At 32.2% G+C, this 18,498-nt stretch carries 17 protein-coding genes and 2 pseudogenes; 6 read left to right on the top strand and 13 right to left on the bottom strand.

Translation table 11 applies throughout. The features are described 5' to 3' along the window. The first annotated feature begins 52 nt into the window (after positions 1 to 52). A pseudogene (locus AC0IXC_RS02995) lies at positions 53 to 330 on the top strand (hypothetical protein). Between the two features lie 78 nt (positions 331 to 408). Here AC0IXC_RS02995 and AC0IXC_RS02990 read toward each other — a convergent pair. From AC0IXC_RS02990 to AC0IXC_RS02980, 3 genes are all read right to left on the bottom strand, one after another. Continuing rightward, positions 409 to 2,205 (bottom strand): Xaa-Pro dipeptidyl-peptidase, encoded by a 1,797-nt coding sequence (locus AC0IXC_RS02990; RefSeq protein WP_471652564.1) that lies wholly within the window; start codon positions 2,203 to 2,205, stop codon positions 409 to 411. Between the two features lie 136 nt (positions 2,206 to 2,341). Beyond that, positions 2,342 to 3,718 carry a sensor histidine kinase gene (locus tag AC0IXC_RS02985; RefSeq protein ID WP_002189889.1) on the bottom strand — a complete coding sequence of 459 codons (1,377 nt, stop codon included), beginning with the start codon at positions 3,716 to 3,718 and terminating at the stop codon, positions 2,342 to 2,344. Beyond that, complete coding sequence (locus AC0IXC_RS02980) at positions 3,711 to 4,358, bottom strand: response regulator transcription factor (RefSeq protein WP_002189890.1); 648 nt, start codon at positions 4,356 to 4,358, stop codon at positions 3,711 to 3,713. The genes AC0IXC_RS02985 and AC0IXC_RS02980 overlap by 8 nt, the downstream gene beginning before the upstream one ends. 121 nt (positions 4,359 to 4,479) lie before the next feature. Between AC0IXC_RS02980 and AC0IXC_RS02975 the strand changes: the two genes are divergently transcribed. Next, positions 4,480 to 4,896: a hypothetical protein gene (locus AC0IXC_RS02975; RefSeq protein WP_341085774.1), complete on the top strand. Its 417-nt coding sequence runs from the start codon at positions 4,480 to 4,482 to the stop codon at positions 4,894 to 4,896. 39 nt (positions 4,897 to 4,935) lie between these two features. Here the strand turns inward: AC0IXC_RS02975 and AC0IXC_RS02970 are convergent, their stop codons facing one another. From AC0IXC_RS02970 to AC0IXC_RS02950, 5 genes and pseudogenes are all read right to left on the bottom strand, one after another. Beyond that, the gene (locus tag AC0IXC_RS02970) at positions 4,936 to 5,349 is read right to left on the bottom strand and encodes a GNAT family N-acetyltransferase (protein WP_002192844.1); all 414 of its coding nucleotides are present in this window, start codon (positions 5,347 to 5,349) and stop codon (positions 4,936 to 4,938) included. Between the two features lie 130 nt (positions 5,350 to 5,479). Beyond that, positions 5,480 to 6,154, bottom strand: coding sequence for an HAD family hydrolase (locus AC0IXC_RS02965; protein ID WP_471652563.1), 675 nt, complete (start codon positions 6,152 to 6,154; stop codon positions 5,480 to 5,482). Positions 6,155 to 6,183: 29 nt separating this feature from the next. Continuing rightward, positions 6,184 to 6,885, bottom strand: coding sequence for a 5'-methylthioadenosine/adenosylhomocysteine nucleosidase (locus tag AC0IXC_RS02960; RefSeq protein WP_088039567.1), 702 nt, complete (start codon positions 6,883 to 6,885; stop codon positions 6,184 to 6,186). A 13-nt stretch (positions 6,886 to 6,898) separates the two neighbouring features. Further along, positions 6,899 to 8,518 (bottom strand): M3 family metallopeptidase, encoded by a 1,620-nt coding sequence (locus AC0IXC_RS02955; protein ID WP_471652561.1) that lies wholly within the window; start codon positions 8,516 to 8,518, stop codon positions 6,899 to 6,901. Between the two features lie 210 nt (positions 8,519 to 8,728). Next, positions 8,729 to 8,800, bottom strand: a pseudogene (locus AC0IXC_RS02950) (DUF3888 domain-containing protein); the annotation flags it as partial. A 171-nt stretch (positions 8,801 to 8,971) separates the two neighbouring features. Here AC0IXC_RS02950 and AC0IXC_RS02945 point away from each other — a divergent pair. Beyond that, positions 8,972 to 9,559, top strand: a complete 588-nt coding sequence (locus AC0IXC_RS02945; protein ID WP_215589776.1) for a GNAT family N-acetyltransferase — start codon at positions 8,972 to 8,974, stop codon at positions 9,557 to 9,559. Between the two features lie 362 nt (positions 9,560 to 9,921). Here the strand turns inward: AC0IXC_RS02945 and AC0IXC_RS02940 are convergent, their stop codons facing one another. Beyond that, positions 9,922 to 10,782, bottom strand: a complete 861-nt coding sequence (locus AC0IXC_RS02940; protein WP_471652559.1) for a DegV family protein — start codon at positions 10,780 to 10,782, stop codon at positions 9,922 to 9,924. Between the two features lie 226 nt (positions 10,783 to 11,008). On the opposite strand from AC0IXC_RS02940, the gene AC0IXC_RS02935 reads away from it, so the two are divergent. Next, complete coding sequence (locus tag AC0IXC_RS02935; RefSeq protein WP_016120371.1) at positions 11,009 to 11,440, top strand: GNAT family N-acetyltransferase; 432 nt, start codon at positions 11,009 to 11,011, stop codon at positions 11,438 to 11,440. 363 nt (positions 11,441 to 11,803) lie between these two features. Here AC0IXC_RS02935 and AC0IXC_RS02930 read toward each other — a convergent pair whose 3' ends face one another. The 3 genes from AC0IXC_RS02930 to AC0IXC_RS02920 all read right to left on the bottom strand — a co-directional run bounded on the left by AC0IXC_RS02930 (position 11,804) and on the right by AC0IXC_RS02920 (position 15,280). Next, positions 11,804 to 13,093 (bottom strand): BC_2427 family protein, encoded by a 1,290-nt coding sequence (locus AC0IXC_RS02930; protein WP_471652558.1) that lies wholly within the window; start codon positions 13,091 to 13,093, stop codon positions 11,804 to 11,806. A 127-nt stretch (positions 13,094 to 13,220) separates the two neighbouring features. Beyond that, positions 13,221 to 13,916 (bottom strand): CsxC family protein, encoded by a 696-nt coding sequence (locus AC0IXC_RS02925; protein WP_002013348.1) that lies wholly within the window; start codon positions 13,914 to 13,916, stop codon positions 13,221 to 13,223. A gap of 593 nt (positions 13,917 to 14,509) precedes the next feature. Continuing rightward, positions 14,510 to 15,280 (bottom strand): GNAT family N-acetyltransferase, encoded by a 771-nt coding sequence (locus tag AC0IXC_RS02920; RefSeq protein WP_088292051.1) that lies wholly within the window; start codon positions 15,278 to 15,280, stop codon positions 14,510 to 14,512. Between the two features lie 489 nt (positions 15,281 to 15,769). Between AC0IXC_RS02920 and ycaC the strand changes: the two genes are divergently transcribed. Further along, positions 15,770 to 16,405 carry an isochorismate family cysteine hydrolase YcaC gene (ycaC, locus tag AC0IXC_RS02915; RefSeq protein WP_193653673.1) on the top strand — a complete coding sequence of 212 codons (636 nt, stop codon included), beginning with the start codon at positions 15,770 to 15,772 and terminating at the stop codon, positions 16,403 to 16,405. A 542-nt stretch (positions 16,406 to 16,947) separates the two neighbouring features. Here ycaC and AC0IXC_RS02910 read toward each other — a convergent pair. Next, complete coding sequence (locus AC0IXC_RS02910; protein WP_471652557.1) at positions 16,948 to 17,730, bottom strand: BC_2878 family exosporium-associated protein; 783 nt, start codon at positions 17,728 to 17,730, stop codon at positions 16,948 to 16,950. Positions 17,731 to 18,142: 412 nt separating this feature from the next. Between AC0IXC_RS02910 and AC0IXC_RS02905 the strand changes: the two genes are divergently transcribed. Continuing rightward, positions 18,143 to 18,463 carry a hypothetical protein gene (locus tag AC0IXC_RS02905; RefSeq protein WP_002032538.1) on the top strand — a complete coding sequence of 107 codons (321 nt, stop codon included), beginning with the start codon at positions 18,143 to 18,145 and terminating at the stop codon, positions 18,461 to 18,463. The last annotated feature ends 35 nt before the right edge of the window (positions 18,464 to 18,498 follow it).

Below are 18,498 nucleotides of genomic sequence, written 5' to 3'. Positions count from 1 at the left end.
AAAATGAACATATAGAAACCAAAATTCAGACTTATACTGAAAGGAGGATATGATGAATTCATTAATTGGATTTCTTTTTCTTCTTATCGCTATTAATGTTCTAATTTTCTTTATAGCAAAGCAGTGTAAACGAATATGGAAAATAGCCAGTGGTATTTTCATTCTTTCTTCTCCCATTTTCTTCTTTGCCACTTTGCACGTAATTGGAGAAAAAGTAGGAGATGATTAGCTGGAGGTTTTGCCGCTTTTATCTTTAGTGGCCTTTTAATCATTAATGCAATTTTTTTATTTGTTGTAAATATTATTATATCTACCAATAGAAATGCATAATACACTCCCTATGTTTGTAGGCATTTCTATTTCAAAATTTAAAGAGCTTACTATAGTAAGCTCTTTATCAAAAACTATTTATTTCACAATCGGCAATGTCACTTCACTCAATTTCACCGTTAGCTTCGTTCCTGCTTTCGGTCTAATTGTATAATCGTAATCACTTGCGATTAAAACGACCCCCATTTGATGCCCAGCTTTAAATACATAATCATCTGGCTGCATGTCCCATGTAAATGTGTAATCTTTACCAGGTTGAATCGCTGTTGAATTTTCTATACTATTTAAGTTTTGCGGATCCATCCAACCTCTCGTTACAATTTCAGGCCTCGCTCCGCCATAATCAACAAGTAAAGCTGTTAAATTTGAAACAGATCGATCAATATTTCCTGTTATTGAAATTTTAGGCGTACCACTTATTCGCATATCTTTTTGCAGTACAGGCATTGTATATACTAATCGATTCGCTATTTCTAACTCAGGGTTTTCTACTAGTTGATTTGACTTTATTTTAGCATCATCTACTAATGAGAAAACATTGTTTACTGATCCCATACTTAATGGTAGATTGACTGCTTTATTACTTAAATACATACGGACTTTTGATGATACAGCTGCTGGATCTGGCCAATTTTTTATTTTTTGCCACGATTTATTTTCACGTTGTACATCTACCATCGGTTCATCCATAATTCCATTTTCAATTCCATATAGCCAATAATCGAACCATTTATTTTGGGTTTGTTGCCAGTTATTACTTGATGTTCCACCATGTCCACCTTGATGTAACCACATTTTACGAGGAACATTATTTTTGCCAAGAGCTTCCCACCACTGTGCGAACTGCTTCGTTTTTACATTCCAATCATTTAAACCGTGAACAACAAACACACTAGCCTTCACATTCTTAACATCTTTTACATAGTTACGTTTATCCCAAAAATCGTTATAATCGCCTGTTTTACGATCTTGTCCAGCTGTTAGTTCTTTAATAATTTGCCCGCAAACTTCAGGGTTCTTTCTTGTTAGTACTGCTTCTGCCATATTATCTGTATCTTCTCCCTGATATCCACCTGGCGCAATAACCGCCCCATTTGCACGATAATAATCATACCAGCTACTAATCGCTGCGATTGGAATAATTGTTTTTAACCCTTCCACTCCTGTCGTTGCGACAGCATTCGGTAACGTACCATTGTAAGAAACTCCTGTCATTCCTACATTTCCCGAAGACCAATTTGCATTTACTTCCTTACCATCCTCTGTATATGCTTTCGCACGCCCATTTACCCAATCAATGACAGACTTCGTCCCTAGTATTTCTTGTTCATCTCCAGTTGTCGGACATCCATCTGATTTTCCAGTTCCGATACTTTCGCCTAAAATGACTGCATATCCTCTCGGAACATAATAATTACCATACGACCCAAGATTAACTGCCCCATACGGTTTTCCTTCATACGCATACAATTCTTCATCAACATTATAAACAGGAACATCTTTTAATCCTGATCGATATGGACTCATTTCATAAATAACGGGGACTTTCACATCTGAGTTCGTCTTTGGACGCATAACCTTTACTGATACACGATCTTTTTTACCATCACGATCACTATCAACTTCTGTCTCTACAAATAGATTTTCTACGATGGCTTCATCAAGTGAATAGATTGGCTTCGTCATCCCATTTTCTAATTCAATTTTCGTATTTGACATTAAACCCTCTGAAATTTGACCATTTAACATAACATTTTTGTCTTTTACGGAGCTCCCTTCATTTTCTTCTGCATGTGCAGTCATACTAGAAACTCCTGAAGTAATTGTTAAAGATAATATAGTCGATAGTGTAATTGCTATTTTCTTTTTTTTCATGCCCTTCCCTCCCCATATATTCCTTCTTTTACTATACATTAAAAATACAGAAAATTCAGTTTATATTTCGTAGAAAGTTGAGAAATTTGTAAAACATTCGAATCTTTCAAGATAATAGAAAAGGAACTAATAACAATTAGTTCCTTTCTATATACATATAAAATTGTATTTCTCCATCTTCTACCGAAACTCCGTATTCAAAACCATGTCTTTCTAATATACTTTTTACAATCGCTAATCCTAATCCAGTACCTGATTTTTCTTTACTGCGAGAAGACTCTAATACGTAAAAAGGCTCCCAAATTTTATCTATCTCTTTAATTCCCTCAGCAGCAATACCATTTTGAATTTGAAAATACACAATGCCATTTTTCTCTTCTAATATGATTTTTATATTTTGATTCGTTGTATATTTTATCGCATTAGAAATTAAATTTTGAAAGACCATTCTCATTTTATTTAAATCAGCATAAACAATCGTGTCACCAACACTATAGTTCACTTGCAACTTGAGTTCTTTCGACTCCAGTTCAATCTTATGCTTATCTATTATACTTTGTACTAGTGGTTCAATAGGGAATTCTTCTTTTTGTAAAATATCTCTTTCTAGTTTAGAAAATCGCAATAACTCTTCAATTAAATTTGAAATTTGATCTGTTTGTTTAATGATTGTATCAACATATGTGCCATCATCTAAACCGTCTTTTATTCCCATAGAATATGCTTTTACTAATGCGATTGGTGTTTTTAATTCATGAGTTACATCGCCCATAAATCGTTTTAAGTGGTCATTTCGATCTGTTAAATCTTGATGTGCTTCATGTAATTTATCACTCATAATGTTTATACTATTTGCTAAATCACCTATTTCATCATTCGTTTTAACTTTCGTCCGTTTAAATTTCAGACGTGAAATATCTTCTGCGACATCACTCAATTCATTCAGTGGTGTAGTGATTGTTTTTGAAAAAATCCAGACGAGCACGATAATAAGAAATAGTGAGAATCCCAAAATGTATAAATAAAATGAGTTAAGCGTTTTAATTACTTCATTTGAATGTGCGATAGAAACTCCTACTAAAATCAACATATCATCTTTCGCAATGTATTTCGCAAAAAAACTAGATTTTATCTTTTCTTGATCATATATTTTATTCGATTGTCCGAGGTTCTTCACTTTCGTAATTTCTTCTTTTGTAATCCAAAGTTTATTCAATGCAACTCTCTTTTTTGTAAGTTGCATGCGTAATTCTTCATTAATAGCATCTTCTGAACTATTTATTGATGTGTACGCAATCGTAACATTACCTTCATTTTCAATACGATTTATAGCATCATCTAGTTCTTTACGCGGTATTGACTGGATTTGCGCTGTAATGCCTTCTAAGCTTTCGCGTGTTTTGTGCACATTATATTTTGGTAAAAAATAGTTAATTAATAATAAAGAGATGGAAAAAATAAGGATGACTGTTAAAGAGATGCTGAAAAACAACTTTTTACCGAGTTTATTCACACTCTTCCTCCAAACTGTATCCTAAACCGCGATGTGTCTTTATAATATTTTCTCCTATTTTTTTACGCAACCTTCTTACATGCGTATCAACCGTTCGCTCTTCCCCAAAATAATCAAATCCCCAAACGATATCTAACAACTTTTTCCGCGTTAAAATCGTGCCTTTATGATTTAAAAAACATTTTATTAATTGTAATTCTGTCTTTGTAATATCTAATTCTTTCTCGTTTTTATATACTTTATTTTTGGTGAAATCTATTTTTAAATCTTGAACTTGAATAACATCTTCATGCTGTACAAGCTTTTTCGCTCGCGTAATTAGCACTCCTGGGTGAAATGGTTTTTTCACATACTCATCTGCCCCGGTTTGAAGAGCTGCTAATTCATCTTCACTTTCACTCTTCGCAGTAAGCATTAATACTTTTACACTCGAATTCTTTTTTATTTCCTGACAGACAGTAATACCACTACTTTTCGGCATCATCCAGTCTAAAATAGCTAAGTCAATTTTCTCATCATAAAATATTTGAAGTGCTTCCTCTCCATCCTTTGCTAATAAAACTTCGAAGCCTTCTTTTTCAAAATACGCTTTTAAAATTTTCAGCATATCCTGTTCATCATCCGCAATTAATACTTTCATTACATTTCCTCCATTACTTATAAACAAATATCAATTTTATCATACAACTTCTTTGTTACATCAATGTGACATAAAAATATTTACAACGTTTGAGGGTATAGTAAGTGTGAGGTGTTGTTTCATGTTCAAAAAAATAGGAGTCATTACTCTTCTCTTCTTTTTATTATCAACAAATGCGTTCGCAAATACAAATAAACAAATTGAAGTATTTGATTGTAAAAAAGAAATGGTCGTTCAAAAACAATCTTTAGATCCAGCTATTCAAAAAGAAGCTGTTCAATATGCTAAATCCATTACTGGCCCGTTCAAAAACTTAAACGTCGTTCCAAAAGATGGTCATATGATAAAAATCCCTTTATCTAAACCAGTTTCTATTACAAATCAATGGTTACATACAACAATTGATGAGGTACTTATTCTTCTCCCGCTTAATGAAAAACCTTATATTATGCTTTACGATGATGAGAATAATCCCCATTTTTATTATGTAAAAGGTAATCCGAAGGGTTTATTGAAACGAATGAATGTTAAGATGTAATTGCATAAGAAAGGTTCCATACTTGAGTATAGAACCTTTCTACAATCTTATCAGGTGACTTGAACCTTTATAATTTCCGATTTTTACAAATCCATTTGCGCTATAAAACTCTTCACCTTGCTTTGTATCCGAATGTAGAACAACAACGTGAAAATACTTTTCCGCATGTCTTAATAGTTTCTTTAATAACAACTTCCCTAATCCGATGCGCCGATAATCCTTTGAAATATAAAATCTCCTCAATCGGCCAATCTTATTATCTTTCGTATACGGATCTTGATTTAATCCCCCGATTCCAATTAACGTATCACCTCGAAAAATGCCATATAAACATTCGCCCGTTTTACTAAATGTATTTCTTTTACTTTCATATTCATTTATTAGTTTTATTAAGAAATTAAATCCTTCTTCTTTACTTTCCTGGACAAGGTGATTGACCTCATATTTTAGCAAATCTCCAATTCGTTTTATTTGTATATTTTCCAGCTTACTCCCCCACTTTCTCTATCCAAATGTATCTTTTTAAAAAATAAAAATGCCCAAGAATATATTATCCTGAGCATTCATTTGAATGTGAACTTATTCATTTTGTTATGTACGTATTCTTCAATTCTGGTAATATCCCCTTCAGTTCCATTAAATCATCAATTACTAAATCAGCATGAGCAAGCTCATCTTCTTGTGCAAAATCAAAATTACATCCAATCGCAATTAAACCATTATCTTTTGCCGCATTAATATCCGATAAACGATCCCCAACTACCGCTGCCTCTTGTATATCATACTTCTTCAAAATACCTTTAACTAAGTCACCTTTATTTAGCGAGTGTATTTGTTCAATACTGAATATTTCCGTAACCCATTGGTCTAAACCATAATAAGATACGATTGCCTGTAAATATTCCGTTAAACCATTACTAGCAATGTAAATGGAACAGTTATTTTCTTTTATAAAACTAAAAATTCCCTTTACATTCGGATATAAAGCACCATTTCCGTTCTTTATATTTTCAATTAGTCTTTCTAAAAAATATGCATCTGTTTGTTCCTTTACTTCATTAGAATGATTAGGTAATAAAGCTTCCCAAACTTTAGGTAAAGGTACACCCATAATTTCACGATATTTATCAATTGGTGTTATCGTATTCCATAATTGTAGTGACCGTAAATGATCAAATGTATCATCTAGTGATAACTCTAAAATTTTATCTGTTTGAAATAAAGTTCCATCCATATCGAAAATTAGTGCTTGTAACATGATATTCTCTCCCATTCTTTACTTATGAACTACAATACAGCTTTACTCGAAATATTTTTAAGCATCTCAACAATAATTTCTGAACAATAATTCGCTGCAGTTTTCGCGAAATCATCATATGAAACTTGCGCTGAATCATCTGCACTGTCAGAAATGCATCTCAAAACGAGAAACGGTATGTCATTTATATAAGCAACATGTCCAATTGCTGCTCCTTCCATTTCTGTACAATGAGGTGTATATTCAGTGACTAATTGCTCCTTTAATTTTGAATCCTCGACGAAGCATTCTCCGCTGACGATTCTTCCTTCATGAACAGTAATATTTAAACTACTACTATTAACAGCTTTTCGGGCTAAATCTCTTAATTCCTCGCTTGCATGAAACGCTTCTTGAAACGGAAATAGATTCTTCATTTGATTTTTATTAACATCATGATGCGTAACATTTGTAGAAATAACTAGATCGCCAATTTTCACATCCGGATGTAATCCACCCGCAACACCTGTATTAATGATAGAATTCACATCAAATTTATTAATTAAAATTTGTGTACATGCGGCGGCATTTACCTTTCCTACACCACATCGCGTAATAATAATTTCTGTATCCATGAAGTTTCCTTTATAAAAAGGTATTCCCGCAATAGTATGTTCCTCTTTAATAAGTAGTTTTTCTAATAGTAAGTCTATTTCTATTTGCATCGCTCCGATAATACCGATTCTGTTCATATATGTAGTCCCCTTAATTAATTTGCAAATATTCATCAATATCTTTATGAATTTGCATAAAAGCTTTATTCCAAAATTCATACTCTGTTAGATCAATATCAAAATGTTTTTTCATCAATTCTTCAACTGGGGCCTTTCCTGTTTCTCGTAAAAACTCTTTATACCTCAAATAAAATGCATTTTTATTTTCCTTTGCTATTTCGATTAAACTAAAACTCGCTAAATACCCAAATGTGTATGGATAATTGTAAAAAGGAACGTCTGCTATATAAAACTGAACGTATTTCATCCAAACAAACGGCTGATATTCTGTTAGTGCATTCCCGTATGCCTTTTCTTGCGCGGCTATAGATAATTTCTCAATTTCATCAGCACTTAAAGGACCTTCCTTGCATTCTTCATAAAACTTCTTCTCAAACTGAAACGATGCACGAATTGCCATAACATAATTAAAACTATTTCTTATTTTCCAGCTAAGCAATGACTTTTTCATCTCTACACAATCTGTTGTTTGAATTAAATAATTCATGGTTACCGTTTCAAAGAAAATAGACGCTGATTCAGCTGTACTCATTGGCAGATAATCATCTAAAAATGTTGTAGATTGTTCAAGACTCATAACATAAAAATGCCAAGCGTGTCCCCGTTCATGAGCAAGTACTCTTACACTATCAATTGTTCCATCATAACGAAGTGAAATGCGAGATTCTTTTTCACTGAAAAAAGGAGCACAAAATCCACCCGGCGGTTTATTATCTCTCGGTTCAGCATCGATCCAGCCATTCGCTATTGCATTCTGTGCGAACTGTGCCAATTCTTCATCTATATTTTTTAGTGCATCATATATGTTTTTTACTGCTACTGAAAAAGGAATAACAGCCTTATTACTTTCCTTCCATGTCATTAGCTCGTGCCATGTAATTGAATTCTTTCTTTTTTTATAACCGTTTAACGCAATTACTAGCTTCGTAAGATTTTGTTCCGTTGCATTCCACATTTGGGATAATGCAGTTTCAGAGATGCCATTTGCTTGTAGTGATTGTTTTAAAATCTCTGTCCCTTCCATTTCATCACTTTTAGCATGACGTAATCTTCCTATTTGATTCAATACAGTAGCAAAGATATCTTTTTCCTTATTCAAAGCATTTGTAAGAGAATCAAATACTATTAATCTTTCATTATGATTATCACTATTCATCGCAACGTAATTTGCTTGTCCAAATGATAAAGTCTCTTTATCGTGTATTACTTCTATTTTATTTCTTAATTGTGTATACATATCTTCCCAAGCTTTTAATTCATTTTCTATTAGTTTAATACTTGAATGATTTGTATTAACACTTTGTCCCTTACTAGATTCTATTAATAGTTGAACTTCTTTCTTTAATTGATTTACTTTTACACTTAGTAAAGTATTTTCAGGATGCTTCTCATCTTCAGCAGCACGGCAATATAAGTAATACTCTGCTTTTTCGATAGCCTGTATAAGTTGTGAAAGGATTACTGAGTCTTTTGTTGCTTTATATTCAATTTTTAATCTTTCTATCGTTTCTATAGAAAACGTGAAGTTTTGTTCTTGAGGATATAACCTGTCCAAATCCCATTGAGATTGGGCTTGTATTATTTTATTCATTTTGCACCCTCCTTTTTTTACAAATAGTTACAAAATTCTGCTCTTTTCACTATTATATATGAACTATCAAAATTTTAATATCTTGAAATATTCAAACTTATATGAATGTAATTTGATATTTCATTTTCTATTTCTTCCTATTTATATAAGTTGTAAGTATTACTACTTCTGCTAGTGAATTTCTAGGTTCGTATAGACTACACTGTTTATTTACTCTTTCTTTTGTTTGAAGTTTATAACTTTCACTCCACTTGGATTAATGTTATAAGTAATTGTTACAACATCGCGAGTCAATATTTTTAATAACATTTACGCTAGCTCGAATGACTGGAACTGATTTTTAAATATATTTCAAACAATTTGAAAAAAAATACCACCCTAACGATCTAAAAATGCTGGCTTTTACTGAGTATATACAGAATTTAAACATAGTAGAAAGTGAGAGAATAACTTATGACAACTCATATTGTACAATCAACCGACTATAATCAAGCATCTGATGCATTACGACGCGAAATTGCTGTAATGCTACAGCGAGTTTGGCCAGATTCCGATCCCCTGCCTGAGGGGAAAATTCCTGAAACACATCTTAAAGAATTTAATGTACACTCATTTTATTCCTATATAGATGAAAAGCTAGTCAGCTATGCAGGTGTAGTGCGCAAAACTATCCATCATAAGGGACAACCATTTAATATAGCCGGACTGAGTTGTGTAGCGACTGATCCGGATTATCATGGGCAGGGTTTAGGTTTACAAACAGTTGCTGCAGCTACTGAATGGATTGAAAAACAAAGCAATATAGATTTCGGTATATTCACATGTAAACCATCTTTAGCTCACTTTTATAATCGCGCTGGTTCCTGGCCTGTTTTACCGGATATAGTGCTTATTGGTAGAGAAGATGAAGATGCTTTATCTAGTGCATCCTTAGAAGCTGCTGTTTTAATGCGTTTGTTTTCAAAGAAAGCGAAATCCCATAAATCAATATTGCGTCATACCACTATTAATCTTGATTTTCCAATTTCTCAGTTTCTATAATACAGATAAACAAAAGCCAATTTCCATACGATAAGGACATTGGCTTTTTCTTTTTTATTTTGCTTCACATACGAAATTCGTATTTTGTGATTCCTTCCCATACAGAACCGCTAATGTGGGATAAAAAAAGGGTCTCCCTAAGAGCGTTAAAACACGTAATCTTTAGGATAACCTCTAATAATTTATAAACTAAGAAAACATATTACTGAAACATTTGGTTTCATGCTAGCCTTCACCGGTTTCCTATCTACCTTCTTACCTACTAAAAAGAAAGTTACTAACTAATATAAAATTACATATTTTTCATCCGCATAAAACAATTATATTAGAATTAAAAAAGGATTGATCAAAAGATCAATCCTTTACTCTACTTCATTTAAGAAGAACAATGTTAACGCACCAGGTCCTGTATGCGCTCCGATTGCAGCTCCAATTGTATTTACGATAAATACTTCACAGCCGAATCTTTCAGTAATTAATGCTTTTAATGCTTCGGTAGTTTCTAAATCATCACCGTGAGTCATACCGATTGTTTGACCTTTAAGGTCTTTCCCGCGCTCTTCCATAATATCAACAATTCGGCTTAATACTTTCTTTTTCCCTCTTACCTTTTCAAGTGGTACAAGTTTTCCTTCATCCACATTTAAAATTGGCTTAATGTTTAATAAACCACCGATGAAACCGGCTACTTTACTTAAACGTCCACCTCTAACAAGGTACTGTAAGTCAGCTACAGTGAAGATATGCTCCATATGCTCCATTAGAAAAGCGACTCGGTTTAATATCTCTTCTTTTGATGCACCCTCTTTTGCCATTTTTGCAGCCTCTAATACGACAATACCTTGACCGAGTGAGGCACATTTTGTATCGATAATTTCTAAATCTAAATCAGTGTATGTTTCTTTCACTTCTTTTTTTATGAGAACTGACGATTGATATGTACCAGACAATTCAGATGAAAAAGCTAAATATATACAAGGGTTACCTTCTTTTGCATAGGAAACAAATTTTTCTTGGAATGTTTCAAGTGAAGGCAATGACGTTTTATAAACTACGCCTTCTCTCATTTTTTGCAGTAATGTAACTGATTTTAATGTAACCCCATCTAAATACTCTGTTTCTGCTTCATCATATACACGGAGTGGAATTAAATCTATATCATATGCTTGCAGCAATTCTACCGGTAAATCCGCCGCACTATCCGTAATGATTTTAACGCCCATTTTTAAACCTCTATTCTGTTATAAATATATAAAAAAATAAAATAAAAATATTACTTTTAAATTATATACGTAAAACTTAAATGAAGAAAGGAAAAGACTTTATATTGTATGCACTATTCTTCAAAACTTGAACTGCAAATAAAAATGATTTCATTTTAACCTCTTTTTACAAGTTATTACACTGTGTATAATGAGAATATTACATTTTTTCTGAGAGAGGATACATATGAGCATTCAACTAGCTGCATATAATGATTTAGAATGGGTTAATAATCATTATGAATCGATAGGATTTGTACCAAGTGATTTAACACGAGACACAGTTGCGATCATTACATATAACAACGAGTATGCAGGTGTTGGACGTTTAGTCCAAATAGATGAAGGTACTATTGAAATGGGTGGAATTTTTATTCTCCCTAAATTTAGAGGTCTACAATTAGCTGGGCAACTCGTTTCATTTTTAGTACAAACTGCAAAAAAATTACAAATACTAAATGTGTATTGTCTTCCTTTCGAGGAACTAGAAAACTTTTATAAAAAATATGGCTATACTGAAGTCGATACTACGAAAGAAGTTGTCCACCCAATTATTCTAAAAAAATATAATTGGTGTTTGGAAAATTACGATAAACATGTTTTACTATTTAAGTTGTGAGTTTTGTAAAAAAGGAGTCAATGCACTTTGTATTACACATCAGATTATACAAGCAATTATCTGTGAATTAGCTTCTTTATTCAAACAACATATACGCCACATTTTATACCCGTTTTTAATAAGTGTTAGCAAGTTCGTTGACAAACTTGTTAGCACCTTTTCAAAACTTAAACCTGAAGAAATTCATACAATTAAGTAACTATCCTAGCTAGCAATAATATCATCCTTCATAAATATTAAAGTGAATTCATTGAGGATAAACCGTTTGGAGGATATTCTATAGCACTGAATGATTTACAAAAGATTACGCATTGATACGCTACGAATAAAAATAATGAGCTAATCAAGGGAATATAATCATTTTTATGTAATTCGCACTTGTACTTCCTGTTCTTGTATCACTTGAATGATTAATTCCAATACAATATTTTGTACTAACTGATACACATTGTCATGAAATGTACTTTGTTCTGATATGTATTCAATACATTGATATATATATCCTTCTACCAATAAGCTCCCTTTTTCAACTGTAAATTTATTTTGTCCATTCTTTTTTACTTTTGGTACTAAAAATTCGGTTTTTGTCAAAACAATCTCCTGTTCCACCTCTTTTATTCCTATGACTTTTTCTGTAAATACCACTTTTTCTCGTAAACTAATTTCACCTTTATATCTTCCTATTTCTATTGGTAGTCTGGCTGTTATATAATTACTTACTTCTCCCCCATTTTCACTCTCTAATATTATGCTGTGAATAGGAATCCATGAAGATGTCTCTACCTTATTCTCTTCATTATTCCCTTTAACTTTTTGATTATATAATTCAACAAGCACTCTCTTTTCATGAAGATTTAAAGAAACTAATTTACAATAAGCCTCCGAATGATACTGTTGCACTGTAGTTAATAACTTAGAATCTAATTCACGCCCCTCCGCATCTTTTTCATTTCGAAATACAAATGCATCTTGATTTTTCACATTTATTTTTGGAAATACTTTAAAGTTAGAAACTTCTGAAATAATAGAAAATGGCGTTTTCACTACCATTGAATGCACTGAAGTCTCTATTTTTGATCCTAAACCTATACTTTCTCTCTTTGATTCAGTTTCTTCACTTTTTTTCTCTGATTCATTTGCTACTTCTACTTTCTCTAATCCAATCACTTTATTTTCTTTTGCTGGTTCAGTCTCTTCACTTTCTTTGTTTGATTCAATTGCTATTTCTTCTTTCTCTAATTCTCTTTCTTCATATTCTTTTACTGATTCAATTTTCACCTCTTCTTCCTCTAATCCAATCGCTTTATTTTCTTTTGTTAATCCAGTTTTTTCACTCTCTTTCTCTATTCCAATTACTTTATCTTCTTTTTTTGACTCTGTTTCTTTACTTTCTTTCTCTATCCCCATTGCTTTATCTTCTTTTTTTGATTCTGTTTCTTTACTTTCTTTCTCTATCCCCATTGCTTTATCTTCTTTTTTTGACTCTGTTTCTTTACTTTCTTTCTCTATTCCCATTGCTTTATCTTCTTTTTTTGACTCTGTTTCTTTACTTTCCTTTTTTTCTCTTATTTCGCGCGAATCATCTTGAACATTCAGCATTTTCCATTTGTAAACTTTGTTCCATATTTCCTTACCAACCCATGGCTTATTCATCACCATCCCCCCATCTGATGAAATTCATAAAAATATGCTTTTTGTACGCGACCATTCCATCATTATATATGTTTTATAATAATAAAAAAGACATTGTCTTTTTATTAAAGACAATGCTTTTTTAGTCTTATACTTGTACTTGTTGTACTTGTAAAACTTTTAAAGTAAGATCTAGTACAATTTTTTCACGAAGAGTTCCAAATGGCTCGTTTAATTCTGTTGGACAAGGTGAAAAGTCTAATTCGAAAAATTGTGCGCTTACTAATTCACAATATGGTTGTTCATTATAAAAAACTGTATTTTCGAAGAAGTATTTGTCTAAACGTGGTAAATCACCATTTTTAGGATTAATAAAGTGAGATGTAGTATCTGAGGAAGAAGCTACTACAGCTTGTGATAGAAAATCAGCTGCTGTTAAATCTGCAAAACCAGAAAATGGAACATTTGCAATACGATCATATAGCACTCCATTACACTCATCATTTGCATATTCAATATTTTTACGAATATATCCTTGTACAAATAATTTTGCTCTTGTAACTCGGCGGTAATTTGTACCTGGTACTGGAGTAAATGCTACAGGAACTAACTTACATTGTGTTAAAAATACATTTTTTAACACACGTTTAATCTCAGTTGCTGGAGGATCTAATGAAATATCAGATTCTACAACAATTTGAATTGTTCTTTCTGCTAATACAACTGGTATTTTTACAATCGGTGTTCCTGGAGTAAGAATTGGTGTTGCAGCTGCATCACTTAATGGCGTTTGAGTTTGTCCATCTACCTGACATGGTACATTAATTGGGCATTGTTCGCTCATATTTTATAATCTCCTTTATACAATATTTTGGAGTTTTTTAACTCTCTATACTGTATATGTATCTCTTCTATTAATGCGTGGGTTTGTATAATAGTTACTTTCATCATTTACAAAAAAATAGCAAATTTAGTGTTAGTTAAACACACATAACTTAATATATTAAGCCTTTATGATTATCTATCTATATAAAAAGAGAATTTCTGAACCCTCATCGTGGAAGTAGGAACTGATGTGTTAATTATATTCACTAGTAATAGAAGAAAAATCAATATTAGTATCACTCTACTGTTGAAAAAAATAAAAACCGACTAAAAAAAGTCGGTTTTTATACCCAAATTCTTGCGGAATCCCTTCATCCTTATCATTAATATCATTGTTTTATTCTCAAATTTTTCACTAAAATTTATCAACTCTTCTTAGGAAACCAATCTTGTCGTCATTCTTTTCCCTTAATTTCATTTATTAACATCTCTTTTAATACCTTTTTATCTTTGGATAGTTTAGTTTTTGTTTGCAATTATAAAAAATAAGACTACTAAACGTTAATTTACTAGTCTTATGACGTTGTACAATCCGTACACGCTCCCGTTCATTCACTTATTATTTGCAAAATAAGTATCATATGCCTTATCAAAAACATACCCTAGCTTTTCTGCTAATTTGACAGAAGTACTATTCGCTGCGTCCCAGTTTGGATACCTCCCCTTTTCTAAACAATCCAATATTAAGGTCGCACAAACTACAGTTGCCAATCCCTTTCTTCTATGATCAAGATCAGTAGCAACTTCAATTTCAATACCATCATTATAAATACTATATGATGATGCACCGCATACGACTTCTCCATTATACAAAATGCTATAACCTATACCTCGATTTACATAATCATCTATTGATCGAAATTGACTTGTAAAATCTTCAGAAACGTTGTGTAATGTTGGATTATTTGCGATATGCTCATCTATTTTTCTTAATTCATATCCTTTTGGAAGTGCAGTTATAAAAGATTGTAATTTTGAGCGATTAAACACTTCTGCATTTCTTTTAAATTTATATCGTAAAAACTTATCTATTTTTCTTTCATGGAATGTTTCTAAACGCTTTTTCCATTGATCACTATTTACGATTACTAAAATTCTTTCAGGGATGTTACGTAATAACTCTTCTGTCTCTTTTGCATTTGGATCCCCAGCGTAAAATGTGAAAATCCCTACCGTAATTTGCGCTACTGTCGGGTTTTCAAGATCGTTCACCCAGGCATTGCCCATATGTCCTTGTAAATAAGAAAGTAGAACAACATTATTAAAATCCTCGAACATAGAAACTAATTTTTTTCTTGTATGTATTTTTGCCTCATATATCATTTACATTCCCGCTTTCTTTAAAATCAACTAGACTCAACATTTTCATGAGTTAACTTTTATTAGTATTCTTATACACACTTATTTATTATCTAAGTAAATGTCTATGAAACTCAACTCTAAAATATCAAATAATTATAAATTATACGTAAATTCAATTTTATTATAACATCTAATTTCATTGAAATGATTTACCAATCAAGAATTGCTATTTTCAGATTCATTTTAGTCCTCATATCTCATTTTCTATTTACAGGTAAAAACATTATTATTCACAAATAATAGATAGCATTAGGACCATACCACATAGCTATCCACTCAATTAATACATTGTTTCCCAAAACGAAAAATTTGTAATTCCTCAATATGAAAATACATACATCCCGATATTCTAATGAAAACTATTTGTTGATAAATTTTTGCATGTATACCAAATCAAGATAAATAACTGTAAGATTGATTTGTAAATAAGCTTATTAAGGGGATTATAAAATGTCTGATTTGTATTCTCGTCTTTCAAAAAGTGATGCCGCGGTTCTTCTAGTGGATCATCAAACAGGTCTTATTTCCAGTCTAGTGCGTGACTATGGTGTTGATGAATTCAAGAATAATGTTTTAGCTCTTGCGAATACCGCTAAGTTTTTTGATTTACCTGTTATTTTAACAACTAGCTTCGAAGACGGTCCTAATGGTCCACTCATGCAGCAATTAATCGAACTATTTCCAAATGCGCCTAAAATAGCGCGTCCTGGACAAATTAACGCGTGGGACAATGATGAATTTGTAAAAGCTATTGAAGCAACGGGTAAAAAACAGTTAATTATCGCAGGTGTCGTTACTGATGTTTGTGTTGCGTTCCCAGCTCTATCAGCTATAAATGCAGGGTATGAGGTATTTGTTGTAACGGATGCATCTGGAACTTTTAGTAAACAAGTTGCTGATGCCGCTCTTATGCGTATGGCTCATGGAAGGGTGCAACTAATGAACTGGTTTAGCGTTGCAGCAGAATTACAACGTGACTGGCGAAATGATGTTGAAGGTTTCGGAGCTTTACTTGCTAAGCATCTTCCAAGTTATCAAAATATCATTGGAAGCTATATGGGGGCTCAAAGAGAGCTTAGCAAGTAAAATCTTAATATAAAATCAGAATTGGTATTGCATTTTCGTTAACTTGATGGCGATATATGGTAACAATGATGACTAATTATTCCTAATAAAATTCACTCCCAAAAAAACTTACAGCAGGTACTTACATAATTAAAAAAAGGGCTGTCGTAGCAGCCCTTTTTTTAATTATTTTACTAATATTGTATAATCGCCTACTCCACCGCTATATTTATTTACACTTAAATAAATATCCCTTGCAATTGACTTCTTTCATATTTTGTTACGTAAGCAGGGTACCTAATTTGCATGTTTATGGCAGTGACGCATTAAGGACTAACACGTATCAATTGATAGTACAAACCAGCCTATTTCCCGCTACTACGGCCTATACAGTATAGAAAACAATAAATACCTTTACTTTCATTAGTGTATCTAAAGAGAAGCTAAAAAGTTTCCGATTCCACACAATAAATGGCTAAATTCAAATGTAACAATATTTCATTTAATCATTTTTATGTAAAAACCCTCATTATAGTGTACGAGGGTTAATTACGATAAATACGTTATAACTCCTTCTTAGAAATGTAAGATTCCATCTCACCATTTTTATATATTCTAGTTAACTTAATAATTGAATTGTACATCATACTATTGTCGTTAATAATCTCTTTTTTCATCTCTTCTATTTCGGCATTTCCAGTTCCACTCTCTATTTTTAAACAGTTTGAAATGTTGAGGTATCCATTTGATGCGAAAAGAATGATAAACGTAATATCAGGGAAGTTAATAAACAGTAATCCAAATTTCAATGGATTTCCAGTTATATCCGATAAGATTAATCGAAAATCTAACAGTTCAGGTACCGGAACGAAATCTTTAGAAACAATCGCTTCACCTACTATAGTAATTTGCTTTACTACATTCCCAAGCTCATCTACAAATTCAATACATCTAGGTGGATCAATCGTTGTTGCCTGTAAAGATAAACTTAATTCAGGATTATTAAAATCGAAGAATAGTGTACTTCCCTCATTTAAACAATGTGGACAAACATTTCCAAGTAAACTGAATTCATCTTCAATAAATTTAACTTTCGTTTTACAACTACAAACTTTCCCTATTCGAATCGCATCAATTCTTGAACAATCTACAAATATTACCTCACTGTCTTCTTGTGCAAACGACACTATACCTTTTATCTCATTAAATGAAATAAAATAGGATACAACTATTTCGTTTCCGTCTATTACAATACTCTCAACCCTAGAATAAGGATGTAAACTTTTCAAAAATTCACATATACTATTTTGACAACATTGACAATCACGTTTCGGCTCACAATCCACTGATTCTCCATTCCTTTCCTATATGTTTTACCTAATAAATATAATATGAAAGGTATGTAAGAAAAGCTTGGACAATATAACTCTAATATTAGTCTAGATAAGTATACAGACATATGCCTGTCAAATTAAGAAACTCATCGTTCCTCAAATAAGTAATAAAATATATTTTTCACTATAAATGCATATAACAATTTCATCTTTCAACAAAAAAGCGTTATAATAAAGTGAAACTTCTATTAGCGGGGAGCTTTATCTCCTACTAATGGTTAGCCCTCACCAATCGGGCTCTTACGGGCAGTTATCTCCTGCCGTCCTCATCATTTGCTTCTTCACCTTGAGGCGGGAGTCTACTGCTCGTTATTGCGGGATGAATTGCAGCCTCTAAGATTACGTAATAAAGGAGATTAAAACAATGACTAAAATTAAAGTATATCAAGTAAAAGAAGAAAATATGGAAGCAGTAAAAAACATCATTGATGTTGAGGAACAAAACCCAACTGCTGAGAACTTACAAAATCTATATACATGTGTATTAGATACTGAAGATATGGCATTACCTGAATCATACGTTGAAGAAGATATCTTAATTGATTCTATGGAAGTTATGGTTAACGCTTCTCAAAGCAAGCTAAGAGACTTAGGTACATATGATGTAATCGAAGTTCAAAACAAAGGTAAGAAAACACAAATTTTATTATTAGCAGACGAAGAATACGAAATTATCGAAGGCTAATTCGACTCCGTACATAAGAAAAAGCTCCTTTCAAA

Source organism: Bacillus sp. AC266 (assembly GCF_979253805.1).
This window is presented reverse-complemented; position numbering and strand designations above follow the sequence as displayed.

What these genes read in the sequence shown, in the direction of transcription:
- AC0IXC_RS02930 (WP_471652558.1), bottom strand. Translation starts at nt 13,093, where the DNA reads ATGAATAAGCCATGGGTTGGTAAGGAAATATGGAACAAAGTTTACAAA.
- AC0IXC_RS02975 (WP_341085774.1), top strand. Translation starts at nt 4,480, where the DNA reads ATGTTCAAAAAAATAGGAGTCATTACTCTTCTCTTCTTTTTATTATCA.
- AC0IXC_RS02945 (WP_215589776.1), top strand. Translation starts at nt 8,972, where the DNA reads ATGACAACTCATATTGTACAATCAACCGACTATAATCAAGCATCTGAT.
- AC0IXC_RS02940 (WP_471652559.1), bottom strand. Translation starts at nt 10,782, where the DNA reads ATGGGCGTTAAAATCATTACGGATAGTGCGGCGGATTTACCGGTAGAA.
- AC0IXC_RS02990 (WP_471652564.1), bottom strand. Translation starts at nt 2,205, where the DNA reads ATGAAAAAAAAGAAAATAGCAATTACACTATCGACTATATTATCTTTA.
- AC0IXC_RS02920 (WP_088292051.1), bottom strand. Translation starts at nt 15,280, where the DNA reads ATGATATATGAGGCAAAAATACATACAAGAAAAAAATTAGTTTCTATG.
- AC0IXC_RS02965 (WP_471652563.1), bottom strand. Translation starts at nt 6,154, where the DNA reads ATGTTACAAGCACTAATTTTCGATATGGATGGAACTTTATTTCAAACA.
- AC0IXC_RS02925 (WP_002013348.1), bottom strand. Translation starts at nt 13,916, where the DNA reads ATGAGCGAACAATGCCCAATTAATGTACCATGTCAGGTAGATGGACAA.
- AC0IXC_RS02980 (WP_002189890.1), bottom strand. Translation starts at nt 4,358, where the DNA reads ATGAAAGTATTAATTGCGGATGATGAACAGGATATGCTGAAAATTTTA.
- AC0IXC_RS02955 (WP_471652561.1), bottom strand. Translation starts at nt 8,518, where the DNA reads ATGAATAAAATAATACAAGCCCAATCTCAATGGGATTTGGACAGGTTA.
- AC0IXC_RS02905 (WP_002032538.1), top strand. Translation starts at nt 18,143, where the DNA reads ATGACTAAAATTAAAGTATATCAAGTAAAAGAAGAAAATATGGAAGCA.
- AC0IXC_RS02960 (WP_088039567.1), bottom strand. Translation starts at nt 6,885, where the DNA reads ATGAACAGAATCGGTATTATCGGAGCGATGCAAATAGAAATAGACTTA.
- ycaC (WP_193653673.1), top strand. Translation starts at nt 15,770, where the DNA reads ATGTCTGATTTGTATTCTCGTCTTTCAAAAAGTGATGCCGCGGTTCTT.
- AC0IXC_RS02935 (WP_016120371.1), top strand. Translation starts at nt 11,009, where the DNA reads ATGAGCATTCAACTAGCTGCATATAATGATTTAGAATGGGTTAATAAT.